The 15,049-nt window shown below is 57.4% G+C and carries 12 protein-coding genes and 2 pseudogenes; 8 read left to right on the plus strand and 6 right to left on the minus strand.

Features of this window, described 5'->3' with window-relative positions; translation table 11 throughout:
- Window positions 1-106: 106 nt before the first annotated feature.
- The 5 genes and pseudogenes from AC0L7S_RS04625 to speB form a co-directional block, all read right to left on the minus strand.
- Entirely contained in the window at window positions 107-1,195 is a 1,089-nt protein-coding gene (locus AC0L7S_RS04625; RefSeq protein ID WP_473473288.1) for an ABC transporter substrate-binding protein, read from the minus strand.
- A 75-nt stretch (window positions 1,196-1,270) separates the two neighbouring features.
- Window positions 1,271-1,917: pseudogene (locus AC0L7S_RS04630) on the minus strand (amino acid ABC transporter permease).
- Window positions 1,914-2,582: an amino acid ABC transporter permease gene (locus tag AC0L7S_RS04635; protein ID WP_473473289.1), complete on the minus strand. Its 669-nt coding sequence runs from the start codon at window positions 2,580-2,582 to the stop codon at window positions 1,914-1,916. The pseudogene AC0L7S_RS04630 and the gene AC0L7S_RS04635 overlap by 4 nt, the downstream one beginning before the upstream one ends.
- 4 nt (window positions 2,583-2,586) lie before the next feature.
- Window positions 2,587-3,390 carry a transporter substrate-binding domain-containing protein gene (locus AC0L7S_RS04640; protein ID WP_473473290.1) on the minus strand — a complete coding sequence of 268 codons (804 nt, stop codon included), beginning with the start codon at window positions 3,388-3,390 and terminating at the stop codon, window positions 2,587-2,589.
- Between the two features lie 90 nt (window positions 3,391-3,480).
- Window positions 3,481-4,542: an agmatinase gene (gene speB / locus AC0L7S_RS04645; protein ID WP_473473291.1), complete on the minus strand. Its 1,062-nt coding sequence runs from the start codon at window positions 4,540-4,542 to the stop codon at window positions 3,481-3,483.
- Between the two features lie 199 nt (window positions 4,543-4,741).
- Between speB and gcvA the strand changes: the two genes are divergently transcribed.
- The 8 genes from gcvA to AC0L7S_RS04685 all read left to right on the plus strand — a co-directional run bounded on the left by gcvA (window position 4,742) and on the right by AC0L7S_RS04685 (window position 13,453).
- A complete protein-coding gene (gcvA, locus tag AC0L7S_RS04650) occupies window positions 4,742-5,698 on the plus strand; it encodes a transcriptional regulator GcvA (protein ID WP_473473292.1) in 957 nt (318 codons plus the stop codon).
- A gap of 173 nt (window positions 5,699-5,871) precedes the next feature.
- Window positions 5,872-7,176, plus strand: a complete 1,305-nt coding sequence (gene pncB, locus AC0L7S_RS04655) for a nicotinate phosphoribosyltransferase (protein ID WP_473473293.1) — start codon at window positions 5,872-5,874, stop codon at window positions 7,174-7,176.
- A 27-nt stretch (window positions 7,177-7,203) separates the two neighbouring features.
- Entirely contained in the window at window positions 7,204-8,649 is a 1,446-nt protein-coding gene (locus tag AC0L7S_RS04660; RefSeq protein WP_473473294.1) for a hypothetical protein, read from the plus strand.
- 156 nt (window positions 8,650-8,805) lie between these two features.
- Window positions 8,806-10,107, plus strand: a complete 1,302-nt coding sequence (locus tag AC0L7S_RS04665) for an ABC transporter substrate-binding protein (RefSeq protein WP_473473295.1) — start codon at window positions 8,806-8,808, stop codon at window positions 10,105-10,107.
- A 77-nt stretch (window positions 10,108-10,184) separates the two neighbouring features.
- Entirely contained in the window at window positions 10,185-11,066 is an 882-nt protein-coding gene (locus tag AC0L7S_RS04670) for a branched-chain amino acid ABC transporter permease (protein WP_473473296.1), read from the plus strand.
- On the plus strand, window positions 11,066-12,028 hold the full coding sequence (locus tag AC0L7S_RS04675) for a branched-chain amino acid ABC transporter permease (protein ID WP_473474180.1): 963 nt from the start codon (window positions 11,066-11,068) through the stop codon (window positions 12,026-12,028). Before AC0L7S_RS04670 ends, AC0L7S_RS04675 begins: the two co-directional genes overlap by 1 nt.
- Window positions 12,025-12,753: an ABC transporter ATP-binding protein gene (locus AC0L7S_RS04680; protein WP_473473297.1), complete on the plus strand. Its 729-nt coding sequence runs from the start codon at window positions 12,025-12,027 to the stop codon at window positions 12,751-12,753. Before AC0L7S_RS04675 ends, AC0L7S_RS04680 begins: the two co-directional genes overlap by 4 nt.
- Entirely contained in the window at window positions 12,746-13,453 is a 708-nt protein-coding gene (locus AC0L7S_RS04685; RefSeq protein ID WP_473473298.1) for an ABC transporter ATP-binding protein, read from the plus strand. Before AC0L7S_RS04680 ends, AC0L7S_RS04685 begins: the two co-directional genes overlap by 8 nt.
- Before the next feature lie 110 nt (window positions 13,454-13,563).
- Here AC0L7S_RS04685 and AC0L7S_RS04690 read toward each other — a convergent pair.
- Window positions 13,564-14,969: pseudogene (locus tag AC0L7S_RS04690) on the minus strand (sodium:proton antiporter).
- Window positions 14,970-15,049: the final 80 nt, after the last annotated feature.

Here is a 15,049-nt window from a genome sequence, read left to right on the forward strand (position 1 = left end):
TCAATTGGAACCGGAGCGGTTCGGCCTTTGATAGAAACGCCGTGCCGACAGTGCCAGAACTGCGAGGAAACCAAGTGTTTCCCCGCAGATTTTGTCGGTATGCCGGTCAGCCGACAATCAGCTCCGTCCATTTCTGATTGAGCCAGTCGGACTTCGTTGTGTAAAGATCGTAACGTGGAATGATCGGCTCGATTTCCGACGACACCGATGCAAACTCATCCGGCGTCAGATCAAGCACGTCTTTCTTGAGCGTTGGCGCGGTGCCAACCTTGCGTGACATCAAGCCCTGCACCGATGGCTGGCTCATATAGTCGATGAACACATGAGCTTCTTCGGCCTTGGTCGAGGCGCGCGAGATGACCCAGTTGCCGGAATCCTGAATGCCGCCTTCCTTGGGGAAGGTGGATCTCACCGGATTGCCATCTGCTGCGGCAAGACCGGTGACGTCATGATAATACTGGCCCATCGGGATTTCACCGGATTTCAAAGCCTGCTCGAACTGGGCTTCGTCGCGATACCAGAGGCGCACATTCGGCTTGACCTCTGCCAGTTTATCGAACGCCTTGTTCAAACCCTCTTCGGTGTCGAGCGCATTGGTGCCGCCCATATAGGTCTTGGCCGTCACCTCAAGCAGGAAGGAGTTCGAGACCAGCGCCAACAGGCCAAGCTTGTCTTCGTTTGCCGGGTCCCACAGGGCTGCCCATGAGGTCGGCGCTTCCTTGTAAACGTCGGTGTTGGTGACAAGGGTGATGTACCAAGCGACGGCCCCGACACCGGCGGTGCGGCCATCGGGATATTTGTTGACGAAGCGCTCCAGCAGATCGCCGCCATGCTTGATCTTCGACATGTCAATCGGCGTCCACAATTCGGTGGACTGGCCTTTGAGCGTCGCGACTTGCGACATCATCGAAAGATCGGCGGGTGCCTGGCCTGCCTTGGCGGCCTGTTCAAGCTGGACCAGCCATGCCTCGCCGGTCGGTTCGGCCACCGATTCCACGGCAATGCCGGTCGCCTTGGTAAACTCGGGGAAGATGTGTTCATCGAAGGACTTCTTGAAGTAGCCGCCATAAACGCCAACCTTTAGCGACTTGTCCTGCGCGCGCAGGATCGAGGGCATGGCAAGCAGGCTGGCTGCGGCTGCGCCAGCACCCAGAACGGTGCGGCGGTTGATGTTGGCACTCACGAGATTTTTCATGGTCATTCTCCCTTCTTAGCCGGTACACTACCGGATTTCCTGTTTATCGTAGAGTTCCCGCAATGGTCCCCGGCCTTAATTTGCGAGTTCGCGCTTCTCCAGAATGCGTGCATATTGCGTCAGCGGGTAGCACAGCACGAAGAAAATCACCGCCACCAATCCATAGACAGTAAACGGCTCGAAGGTCGCGTTGGTGATGGCGTTCGATGTCCTCAAAAGCTCTTCAAAGCCGATGATCGAAGTCAGTGCGGTTCCCTTGATGAGCTGTACCAGAAAGCCAACAACCGGTGCCCGCGTAATGGTGAAAGCTTGCGGCAGGATGACAAGGCGCAATTCCTGCACACGGTGCAGGCCAAGACTGGCCCCGGCGTCCCACTGGCCAAGCGGCAGCGCTTCGACGCCGCTGCGCCATATCTCGGCGAGGTAGGCGCTGGCGAAAAAGTGAGCGCAAGCACGGCCGCCGTCCATGGCTCGATGCGAAAGCCCAGCATCGGCAGGCCGAAAAACATCAGAAAAAGCTGCATCAGAAGCGGCGTTCCCTGAAACAGCGCAATATAGCCGCTGGCGAAACGGCGCGCCCAATTCCGCTTTGATATCCGCAGCATGAGGATGGCGATGCCGACAACAATGCCACCGACGAAGGCGGCGACTGAAAGCACAATCGTCCAACGTGTGGCGAACAAGAGATTGCGCAGGATGTCCCAGAAGGTGAACTCGATCATGTCACACCTGCCGACAAGGTACGCCGCCCGAGCGCAACCAGAAGACGCCGCACCACCACCGACAGGCCGAGATAGATCACCGTCACCATGAAGTAGGTTTCGAAGGCGCGGAACGTGCGAGCTTGAAGCATGTCCGCTTCGTAAGTTAGGTCGCGGACGGCGATCTGCGAGACGACGGCGGATTCAAGCATCATGATCACCACCTGGCTGGTGAGCGCTGGAAAGATGACCTTCAGCGCCTGCGGCAACACGATTTTGACGAACACCAGACGTGGCCGCAAGCCCAAAGACAAGGCAGCTTCCCGCTGCCCTATCGGCACCGCGTCAAGACCGGCGCCAACGATCTCGGTGGTATAGGCCGCCATGTTCAGCGTCATGGCGAGAATGGCGGCCATGATCGGGTCGAGCCTGATGCCCAAGCTAGGCAGGCCGAAGTAGATGAAGAACAGTTGCACCAGAAAAGGCGTGTTGCGGATCACCTCGACATAAACGCCGATCGCGCGGCGCAGAAGCTTATAGCCACTGCGGCGGCCAGCTGCGGCAAGTATGCTGATCAGCGTTCCGGCCAGCGTCGTCACGACGATCAGGAAGACCGTCATGCCGGCACCGCGTGCGATGGCGCCAAGCGCGCCATCAAGCCAGCCAAAGTCGAGGCTGTAGGACAAATTCTCAGTCCTTGAGATTGTCAGGATTGAGCGGCGTCTTCAGCCATGCCTTCGAACTTTCGTCCAGCTTGCCATCTGCCAGCATCTTGGCAACCGCGTCGTTGACCGCCTTTTTCAGCGCATCTTCGTTCTTGTTGAGACCGATATGCGAAGGCGAGGTCAGCAACTGGAATTTCTGTTCCGGCTTCAGTTCTTCCTGGCGCGCCAGCACTTGCGCTCCGACATCGTTACCGACAACCATCAACTGCGTCTGGCCCGAGATGAAGGCCTGAATCACCGCATTGTAGTTATCGAAACGCTTGATATCGGCATCGGCAGGGGCCGCCTCGGTCAGCGAAGTGTCTTCCAGCGTGCCTCGATTGACGGCAATGGACTTGCCGGCGAGGTCTTCCTTGTCTTTGACCTCCATCGCGGCAGGGCCGATCACCGCGATGTAATAGGGTGCATAGGCGGCGGCAAAATCGATGACCTCGGCGCGCTTCTTGGAATAGCCGACGCTCATCAGAATATCGGCGCGGTGATCATTGAGGTAAGGAATGCGGTTCTGGCCGGTGACGGCAACGGTATTGAGCTTCACCTTGAGCGTATCGGCGATGTATTGGGCGACGTCGATATCATACCCCTTGAGGCTCATATCGGCGCTGGCCGAGGAGAAGGGTGGAAAATCTGCAAACACACCGACATTGATGACGCCAGCCTCGGTGATATCGGAGAGCGTATCGGCATTGGCCTGCGAAACGCAGAATACCGTTCCGGCAGCGAGGAACATGGCGGCGATGGACGACGCAAGATTTCTATGCTGTTTCATTTTTCTGGTTCCCTTCTGGAATGTTTGTTTTTGATGCCGGCCATCGTATCCAGGTCAATGACCGCATTGGGGTAGATCGACTTTTCGGTGTCATGCTCCGGCGCGTGTGAGTGCGGGACTGAACACCATCAGGCTGAGAATTTCGAATAAAACCTGTGCGCCGGCATGTGCCGTGTTGGTGGTCGCATCATATTGGGGCGCGACCTCGACGACATCGCCGCCGACAATGTTCAAGCCTTTCAGGCCGCGAAGGATTTCAAGAACTTCGCGCGTTGTCAGGCCACCGATCTCCGGCGTTCCGGTGCCGGGCGCGAAGGACGGATCGAGACTGTCGATATCGAACGAAACATAGGTCGGGCCGTCACCGACAATCTTGCGCGCGCGCTCCAGCACGGCCGGAATACCAAGCCCGGCGACCTCTTCGGCGTGAATAACCGTCATGCCGGACTCGTAGGTGAACTCCCACAGATATTCCGACGAGCCACGAATTCCGATCTGTATGGTGCGGGTGGGATCGAGCACACCATCAAGCACGGCATTGCGGAACGGCCCGCCATGATGAAACTTGGTCAGATCGTAGGCACCGCCCGTATCGCAATGCGCATCGATGTGGATCATGCCGACCGGCTGTTTCTTGCCGACGGCTTTCAAAACCGGATGGCTGATCGAATGGTCGCCACCGACCGATAGCGGAATGACGCCTGCGTCTACAATCTGGTTGATGCGATGTTCGATATCCTCGTGGCTAAGTTCCAGACGGTAGCGGCTGCGGAACGGAACGTCGCCAATGTCGGCAACCTTGAGTTCATAGGTAGGCGCGCAATCAAGTACATGATTATAGGGGCCGATCCGTTCAATGGCGCGCATTGCCCGAGGCCCAAAACGGGAACCGGGGCGATTGGTGACGCCCAAGTCCATCGGCACGCCAATCATGGCGACTTGCAGATCGCCGAAATCGGGATTTTCGACGGCTATCTCGCGGTAGGGCGCGGCAAGAAATGTCGGCAGGCCTGAATAGGGGGCAACGCGTGTGCCGCTTGCGGAAAATATCTTGTCGGCAACGCGCCGGAACTTCGGATCGAACAATTCGCCGCCGTGGCTTTCGGCATATTTGGCGCGCAACGCATCGAGCTTGCTACGATCAAAACCCATATTCGCATCTCCTCCTTGCGACACGGCCTGCAATTTCGGTTGCCCGAAGCGCGAAAAGCGCCTGCAGCATTCAATGCCGTCTGTTCATGGCCGCCTGTTCCTGCCGATCCGAGGGAATTGTCCGCGAGACCCAATGGAAAAGCAATTGATATTGTTGTAGCCTGATCTGTGAGAAATTCTCACAATAGATGGCAACCCGATGGCCAAGAGACTGCCGCCACTCAATCCTCTGCGCGCTTTCGAAGCAACGGCTCGCCATGCTTCACTCACAAAGGCTGCGGGAGAGCTTCACGTCACCCATGGCGCGATCAGCCACCAGATCAAGGCACTGGAACTATCGCTCGGCGTCAAGTTGTTCGAGCGGGCAGGTCAACGCCTCAAACTTACCCCGCATGGCGCAGAATTCCTGCCTGCAGTCTCGAATGCATTCGATGGCATTGCCGCAGCCACGCAACGCATGACGCGCCCAGCCAGCAGCGGCACACTTTCGCTTTCCTGCGTCCCCGCACTTTTGTCCATGTGGGTCATCCCGCGTCTTGGAAGCTTTACGGCGCGATATCCCGATATTCGCCTGACATTGACGGGGTCGAATGACGAGCAGGATATTCGCTCGCCCGACATCGACCTTTGCATCCATTACGGCAATGGCGGATGGGGCGATTGCTGGATGCGCAAATGGTCCGGGTTGGAACTGTTCCCGGTCGTAAGCCCAACGCTCATCAACAACCGGCCCCTTCGGTCCATCGGCGATCTTGCCAACCATGTCATCTTGCACGGCGACGACGGGCGCGAATGGCACACATGGCTTGCCGCCGCCGACGCGCTCGATCTGGAACGTGGCCGCAGGCAACATTTCAGTGACGCTCATCTGTCCATCGGTGCAGCGCTGCACGGACATGGGGTCGCGCTTGGCGATACGGTAACGGCGAGCGGTCTTCTTGCGCGCGGGCAACTGGTTGCCCCATTTGGTCTGTCCGTACCGGCGGTGGACGATTTCTATGTTATCTGCCGCAATGAAATGAAGTCGGCACCTATCGTTCAGGTCTTCATAGACTGGTTGTTTGCCGAGAAAGAGGACGCCGACGGGCGCGCCACCCGGCCGGCTGCGGCGCGCGGCGGTATTCGCAGGAGGCGGTCCACCCGCCAGATCGGTTGAACCAGACTGATTGCCTTGCCAGACTGATGACCTTGCAAAACTGGTGGCCTGGAAGTGTGCCGCACGGAACTTTTTGTCAGGCCAGAGCGCAAAGCGGGCAGCGTTTGCCGAAAAACGATGTTATGAGGCGCGTTGCGGGACCACGGAACGAGCAGCAAAGGCGACGTTCATAAATGGCCAAGACTGACATTGCACGGCGCGTCTACAATCATGCCTGGAAGCTCGATCCAATCGTTCGCAGCCTGCTCGATACGGATTTCTACAAGCTTTTGATGCTGCAGATGATCTGGGGCATGTACCCCAAGGTCGACGCGACGTTTTCGCTCATCAATCGTGCCACTCGAATACGCCTTGCCGACGAGATCGACGAAAGCGAATTGCGCGAGCAACTTGACCATGCGCGCACGCTGCGTTTTTCCAAGAAGGAAATGATCTGGCTTGGCGGTAACAATTTCTATGGCCGCAAGCAGATATTCGAGCCGGAGTTCCTTGCATGGCTGGAAAATTTCCGGCTTCCCGAATATGAGCTGGTACGTCGCGACGGCCAGTATGAGCTGACGTTCTCCGGGCCGTGGATGTACACCACCTTGTGGGAAATCCCGGCGCTCGCAATCATCAATGAACTGCGTTCGCGTGCGGCGATGAAGGGCTACGGCCCCTTTGCGCTTGATGTCCTTTATGCGCGCGCCAAGGCCAAGATGTGGGCCAAGACTGAGCTGCTCAAAAGCCTTCCCGACATCAGTATTTCGGATTTCGGCACGCGGCGGCGCCATTCGTTCCTGTGGCAACGCTGGTGCGTGGAAGCACTGAAGGAAGGGATCGGCCCGTCATTTACCGGCACGTCCAATGTGCTGCTTGCGATGGATACGGACCTTGAAGCGCTTGGCACCAATGCGCACGAACTGCCGATGGTGGTTGCCGCGCTCGCCAACAATGAGGCTGAGTTGAAACAGGCCCCCTACAAGGTTCTGCAGGACTGGCAACGCTACTATGGCGGCAATTTGCTGATCGTGCTGCCCGACGCATTTGGGACCGCAGCCTTTCTTCACGATGCGCCCGACTGGGTTGCGGACTGGACGGGCTTTCGCCCCGATAGCGCGCCGCCAATAGAGGCCGGGGAAAGAATCATTTCCTGGTGGCGGGAAAAGGGCAAAGATCCGATGGAGAAGTTGCTGATCTTTTCCGATGGGCTTGAAGTCGACACCATCATCGACACCTATCGCCATTTCAACGGCAAGGTGCGCATGGCGTTCGGCTGGGGCACCAACCTCACCAACGACTTCGAGGATTGTTCCCCCTTCAAAACCGACCAGCTGACCGCCATTTCGCTCGTTTGCAAAGTGACGGAAGCCAATGGGCGGCCTGCGGTAAAGCTTTCCGACAACCCGGCCAAGGCAACCGGCGATGCGGATGAGATAAAGCGCTATCTTCGTATTTTCGGCGAGGAGGATCGCGCCGAACGCCTCGTCAAAGTATAGCACGGGCACTGGAATGGTTCTGCGGCGATGACATTTTTCCCGTCTTCCAAGTTATTTGGCAAAGACGCCGCAACAATCCGGACCTTATCCTTGAGCGTCTGGGCATGGACGGCGCTGCTGCACCCCGACACGGCCTTTGCCCATGCCTCGGATCGCGGGCATGTCCTGCTTTTACCGACCGGCTATTACGTTGCCGGAGGCGCATTTGCGGTCGGCGCCTCATTTCTCGTACTGGCACTTTTGCCAGCCGACAGGCTGGATCGTTTCTGGCGCGGGCGACAGCCATTGTTTCACATTGGAGACAAAGCCCGCGTCGCGGTCAGCCTTCTGTCTTTTGCCGTCTTTGCAATTTTATTGGCCGCCGGGCTATTTGGAAGCCGTGATCCTTTATCCAATCCGCTGCCACTGACAATCTGGACGGTGCTTTGGGTCGGGCTTGCGGTGGTGCAAGGCATCGTCGGTAATATCTGGGCATGGCTCAACCCGTGGTACGGGATATGCCGACTTCTCTCACCGCTCATCCGCCGCCATTTTCAACCACGCTATCCCGATTGGCTCGGAAGCTGGCCAGCCGTCATCCTGTTTCTTGGATTTGCATGGTTCGAACTTGTCTATCCCGCCCCGGACGATCCGGCGCGGCTGGCGGTCGTTGCCGGGTGTTACTGGTTCGCCAGCCTCATCGCCATGCTTATCTTTGGATATCAGGAATGGAACCGCCGCGGCGAATTTCTCAGCTTGTTCTTTGCCATGATCGCACGGTTTTCCATCATCGAGCGAGACACGGAAAAGCGCATCGCCTTGTGCTGGCCGGGGGCGAAGCTGCTTGATGGCAAACCACGCGATGCGAGCGGCGTCGCCTTCATCCTTCTGGTGCTTTCCTCAGTATCGTTCGACGGCTTTTCCAAGACGTTTTTCTGGCTGGGTCACAACGGCATCAATCCGTTGGAATATCCGGGCCGCACGGCCATGATGGAAATCAGTTCCACCGGCCTGATTGCGCTCTTCCTGTTGCTTGCGGCGATATTCCTGTTTGCCGTTTTCCTGGGCCAGTTGATGGCAAGGAGCGGGCTGGCGCTTGCAAAAGCGAGCGGGCTGCTCATCTGGTCGATCGTGCCAATCGCTTTAGCTTATCATATTGCGCACTACCTGACGGTGTTTCTGGTCAACAGCCAATATGCCGTTGCGGCATTTTCCGATCCCTTCGCGCTTGGCTGGAATATTTTCGGCACGGCAGGCATCCAGATCGAGGCAGGCATCATCACCGGTGCGGATTCGGCATGGATGCTGTGGAATATACAGGCTGGTGCGATCATTGCCGGTCATGTGCTGGCGGTGATCGTGGCCCACGGCCTCGCCTTTCGCCTGCACTCGGTTTCGTCGCGCGCAACGCTCAGCCAGTTTCCGCTGACCCTGTTGATGATCGGTTATACCGTTTTCGGTCTCTGGCTTTTATCAACCCCGACAGCAGGATAGGGTCGAGCGCCTGAAGGTAACCTTGGGGTAGCAAGGCGACTTGCCATGCTCATGCTTTGGTGGTTTAGCTTTCATCCATGCAATATTCGCCCTCTTGCGATGGATACCGCGCTGCGCTCTATTTGACGTTCAAATCTCAGGAACAGGGGACCGACCATGACTGACCGGCAAGGATTTTTCGACCTTTCCAAGACAGGTATTACCCGTCGCACGGCGTTGAAAGGATTGGCTGGCGCCGGTTTGATTACCGCGCCCGGCTTTGTGCGCTATTCGCAAGCGCAAAGTGCTGCTCCCATCAAGATCGGTTTCCAGTGCCATCGAACCGGCATTGGTGCTGCCTATGGCCGCTGGTACGAGAAAACCACCAACGCCGCCGTCAAGATGATCAACGATGCCGGTGGCATTAACGGCCGCCCGGTCGAAATCGTCATAGAAGATGATGGCACCGATCCCGGCCGCGGCGCCGAGGTTGTCGGAAAATTCGCCAACCAGCACAAGACCGATATCGTTTACGGCACGCTTTTTTCACATGTCGTCATCGGTTCCGCACCGGCGGCGGGCGAGGCAAAAATTCCCTACTATGTTGTCAGCGAAGGACATCATGTTGCTTCAACGAAGCTCAACCGTTACGTCTTCCAGCCGGGCATTACCGATGTGAAAAGCCAGATTCAGGCAATGGCACCCTGGATTTCGGGCAATGTCGGCAAGAAGGTCACCATGATCTTCCCCGACTTCGCCTTTGGCTACGATCACCGCGACTACCTGCCGCCCGCGTTGCAGGCTGCGGGGGCAGAAGTCATTGCCAAGATCGCCATTCCGCCGACAGAAAGCTCTTTCACCAAATATTTCCCGCAAATCCCTGCCGATACCGACGTCATCTATCACGTCATGGTCGGACCGGCTGTCCTCACCTTCGTCAAGGAACTGGGTGAATTTTACGGTTCCGACAGGCCGCAACTGTTCGGCTTCATCGATTCACTTGAAGCAGTGGACATGAACAGTCCCGGCCTGGAATTCCTTGAAGGCAGCCATTTCTGGGAAGGCTCGCCACGCTACGCGCAAGCCGATGACACCGATGCCCAGAAAGCCTATCGCACCGCTGTCGGCATAGACGACCAAGGGGCTGCGGTTGGTGACCCGAAAGACGTTTCCACTGCCGCTCACATGTTCGGTTGCTGGGAAACGCTGTACGTCATCAAGGAAGCGATGGAAAACGCCGGTTACAAGGGGCCGGAAGATCGCGCCAAGCTGGTCGAGGCGACCGAGGCTCTAACAGAATTTCCCGAAGGACCGGAACATCCACAGGGCAAGAAAATCTTCAACGGCAAGATTCACCAATGCTTCGGCATCCAGAACATTTCCAAGTTCGAGGCAGGCCGGTTGAATGTCGTACACAAGACCTCCATCGAGGAGGGACTTTACGAACCGGAAGGGGATTACACGACGCAAGCACTGTGAGAAAAGCGTCCACTATTTGCCTCGCGTCATGTTCGATGGCATCGCTAAAAGCCGGAGCGGGTAAGGGCATCTACTGAATGGCATTCGGCCCTCACCTCCTGCTGGCCTTTCTCGAAGGTCTTGTCACGTCGGCCGTTCTTGCACTGACGGCGCTGGGCCTGTCTCTGGTGTTCGGCGTCATGCGCGTCGTCAATGTCGCGCATGGCGAATTGTTCATGCTGGGCGCTGTCCTGGCATGGGCAATCACGTCGGCGATCGGTGGTCATCCGGCGCTCGGCTTTGTTGCGGCACTTGTCCTGTCGCCATTGATTGTCGGTGCCATTGCACTGGTTGCCGAAAGGCTGGTGCTGCGCAGGATAAATTACGATCCTGAAGCCACCATCGTTGCCACTATCGGCATGCTCTATATCATCCAGCAATTGGCGCTGACATTTTATGGCCCCGAGGCGCGCCCGGTCGTAGCGCCGTTTAACAGCCGCATCTCGCTACCCTGGTTCGGCTATTCCAGCTACAAGTTATCCATCATTGCGGCGTCCGCCCTGCTGCTCGTCGCCGTCTGGCTGGTATTGACGCGGACAAAGGCTGGTCTGATCATGCGCGCCACGCAATTCGACCGCGAGACGGCACAGGCGTTCGGCATTCCGGTCGACAAGGTTTATGCTGGCGTCTTTGCCGCTGGCGCGATGATGGCGGCCATCGCCGCCGTGTTGATCGTGCCGATCAGCCAGGCTCACTACCTGATGGGACAAGACCCGTTGCTGCTTTCTTTCATCGTGGTCATCATCGGTGGTTTGGGATCTTTACGCGGTACGGTTCTCGCTGCCTTGCTGATTGGCGTTTCGGATGGCGTTATCTCCGTGTTCTTCTCGCCGACACTGGCCAAGATGATCGCCACGCTCCTGGTGGCGATGGTGCTGGTGTTTCGTCCGCAGGGCCTGTTTGGCAAAGCGGCACAATGATGAAAGATGGTTCACCGGCAAAGGTTTATGTGCTCCACCTCGCGGTGATCGGCCTGCTCTTCGCGTTGAACTTCATACTGCCCGCCTATCACCACGGCCTGCTGGCGCGGATCATGGTACTGGCCGTGTTCGCCATGGGTTACAATCTGCTTTTCGGCTATGTCGGTCTGCTCAGCCTCGGGCACGCCATGTTTTTTGCCGCCGGCATGTATGGAGCGGGACTGGCTGTCTACCACTTCGGCTGGAGCGTACCGGCAGCCTTTGGCTCCGCACTTGTTTGCGGGGCCGCACTGTCGCTTGGCATCGGGCTTCTGGCGCTGCGAACGACCGGTGTCGCCTTCATGATCGTCACCATGATGTTTGCGCAAGTTCTCTCGCTCGCCATTCTCTATTTTTCGTCCTGGACAGGAGGCGATCAGGGCCTTGTCCTGAAACAACAGGTGCGCGCCGTTCATGTGGGCGGCGTGTCATACGACCTCACCGATCCGACCACTCGCTATTTCGTCGCACTTGGGCTGCTTACCGTCGTGCTTGTAATCACGCTGGCAATTGTGCGATCCGGCCATGGACGGGTGCTGATTGCCATTCGCGAAAACGAGGCGCGCACGGCAATGCTGGGTTACGACACGTTCGCCACCAAGCTGGCAGCCGTTGTCGCCTCCGGCACGATCTGCGCTTCGGCGGGGGCGGCCTATGCACTGTTGTTCGGTTATGTCGGCGCGAATTTCGCGTCCGTGCAATATTCGATCCTGCCGCTTTTGTGGGTTCTGCTTGGTGGCGCGGCGACGACGCTCGGTCCGCTGTTTGGCACCATATTCATGTATTACGTCATCGACATCGCCAGCGGGTATACCTCTGCCTATCTGCTCGTCGTCGGCATTGCGCTCATCATTCTCGTGCTGTTCTTTCCCAAGGGTGTGCTTGGAACGATGCGCCATCGCTGGATAAGGTGGCTGCCATGACGCCGCTTTTGACAACCAAGGCGCTGTCTCGCGATTTTGGCGGCCTGCGCGCTGTCGATCGCGTCGATTTTTCCCTGATGCCCGGAGAAATCCGCGCGGTGATCGGGCCGAACGGCGCTGGGAAAACCACATTCGTCAGTCTTGTCTGCGGCCGCATACAACCGACCTCCGGCATGATCATGTTCGACGAATTCGACATTACCAATTTACCAGCTTTCCAGCGCGTGCGTCTGGGGATCGCCTATACTTTCCAGATCACCAGCATATTTGCCAATCTGAGCGCCTACGACAATGTCGCGCTGCCCATCCAGCGAACTTTGACCGATGGGCGCTCCAGTGGCTCGGTACGCGAAGGTGTGATGGAAGCACTGGAGCGCACCGGCTTGGCTGACCGCGCGCGCATGCCTGCCGGCCAGCTTGCCTATGGTCATCAACGTCTGCTTGAAGTGGCGATGGGCCTCGCCTTGAAGCCGCGCCTGCTTGTTCTCGATGAGCCGACACAAGGGCTTGCGGACGGCGAGATCGAGAACTTCATCAGCCTTGTGCGCGAGATCGCCCTCAATGCCACGGTTCTCATCATCGAGCACAACATGCCGGTTGTGATGGAGCTTGCCGACCGCATAACCGTATTTGAAGCCGGTAAAATCCTGGCCGAAGGAACTGCTGAGGCCATCCGCGGCAACACCAATGTGCAACGCGCCTATCTGGGAACAGCCGATGGCTGAAATGTTGACCATTTCCAGACTGGACTGCTTCTACGACGAAGTGCAGGTGTTGCGCCATATGGATCTTGTGTTGCGCAAGGGCGAAGTGTTGTGCCTGCTTGGGCGCAATGGTGCAGGCAAAACCACCACGCTGAAAGCAATCATGGGGCTGGTTCGTGCGCGTTCGGGATCGATCAAACTCGGTGGCACGGAATTGACCGGTCTGCCAGCCCACGAAGTGCCGAAATGCGGCGTTGCCTATGTGCCGCAAGGCCGCCGCCTTTTTGCCGAAATGACCGTGGCGGAGAATATCGAGATCGGCCTGATGACGCGCAAAAAGGGCCGGGCAACCAAGGATAACGTTCTTGACCTGTTTCCGCTGCTACGTGAACGGCTCAAGCAAATATCGGGAACACTTTCGGGAGGCGAACAGCAAATGCTGGCCATGGCGCGCGCGCTGTGCCTTGAGCCAGAAGTGCTTTTGCTTGATGAACCGACCGAGGGCCTGATGCCGTCGATGATCCAGAAAATCCGCGAAACGATGTCAACGCTGCGCGAAAGAGGCGTTTCAACCATATTGGTCGAGCAGCGCGTCGATGCTGTGCTTTCCGTTGCCGATCGCGTCTGCTTCATAGAAAATGGGCGCAACCGCGAAACATTGGAAATCGACCAATTGCGCGCCGACCCCTCTGCCGTCAGGCGCTATGTCGGCGTTGGATAGAGCGCCAAGCGGGCGGAAAACCGCTGCGCACTTTTCCTGGAATTGCTTCTGCTATTTCTCTCGCCGCAATTCCGGACGGAAAACCGCTGCACACTTTTCCTGGAATTGCTTCAGAAAAAGATCAGGCTTGAAACGATGAAGACCGGGATCAACACCGCGCCTGACCAAAGCATGTAACCGAAGAAACTCGGCATCTTGACGCCCTGGTTCTTGGCGATGGCGAAGACCATGAAATTCGGCGCATTGCCGATATAGGTGTTGGCCCCCATGAACACCGCGCCTGCCGAGATGGCGGCCAGCGTCGAAGCAAGCTCGGTCATCAGATGCTGGGCGTCGCCACCGGCAAGCTCGAAGAACACGAGATAGGTGGGTGCGTTGTCAAGGAATGACGACAGAACTCCCGTCAGCCAGAAATAGGCGAGATTATTCGGCTCACCCGATGACCCCGTGACCAGAGAAACCAGCGGTTCCAAAGCGCCGTCCGTTCCCGCCTTGAGAATGGCCACCACGGGCACGATGCAGATGAATATACCGGCAAAAAGCTTGGCTACTTCGGCGATTGGATGCCAGTTGAACCCATTGGCTTCCCGATATTCCTTTCTCGAAACAGCGAGTGAGATCAAGGCCAGCGACAGTATGATGCCATCACGCACGAGGTTCTGAAGTTCAACAGAAACTCCTTGAACCGTGAAGGCTACACCCGGCTTCCACGAGGCGGAAAGCAGGATTGCGCTGATCACGCCCGCCAAGAGCGGGATGTTGGGCAGACCGCGAACACGCACCTTCGACTGGGGGTGGGGTCCTTGATCTTGGGCGCGCCTTCCTCACGGATATGAAGGATTACGTCAATCACGATGAAGATTGCCAGAACAACCCCGCCGACAAATAATGTGTCGGGAAATATATGGGTCGTTGTCCAGAAGAAATCGACACCGCGCAGGAAGCCCACGAAAAGTGGCGGATCGCCCAGCGGTGTCAGTGAGCCGCCGATGTTCGAGACGAGAAAAATAAAGAAGACGATGACATGCGCGTTGAACGGGCGGTTGTCATTGGCGCGGATCATCGGGCGGATCATGACCATCGACGCCCCTGTCGTTCCGATCACCGAGGCAAGCATGGCCCCTATCAGCAGGAGACCGGCATTCACCAGAGGCGTGCCATGAATATTACCGGCAACGAGGATACCCCCGGAGATGGTGAACAGTGCGAAAAGCAGGATTATGAACGACATATATTCCAGCAGAACGGCATGCAGAACGGCTTCGGACATCGAGGGGATGCCAAAGCCAATAGCCAGTGGCACGACGACGAGGGCTGCCCACATTGCGGTGATCTTGCCGTAGTGGTTTTCCCAGATGTGGCTGAAAAGCAGCGGGCCGGTGGCGATGGAAAGCAACAGGCCGGCAAACGGCAATCCCCACCACAACGACATTTGCGCCCCGGGCAGACCGTGTTGCTCAGCGGCAAGCGCCGGACATGCGGCAAAACCAAGCAAGATGACGGTTGCCGCCAAAATTCTCCGAACGCTCACGAATATTCCTCATTGCAAAAACCGACATCAGATGAGAGCGGTAAAACGAAGGGGCTCACCAACAC

The organism is Mesorhizobium sp. G2-6-1 (genome assembly GCF_055809095.1).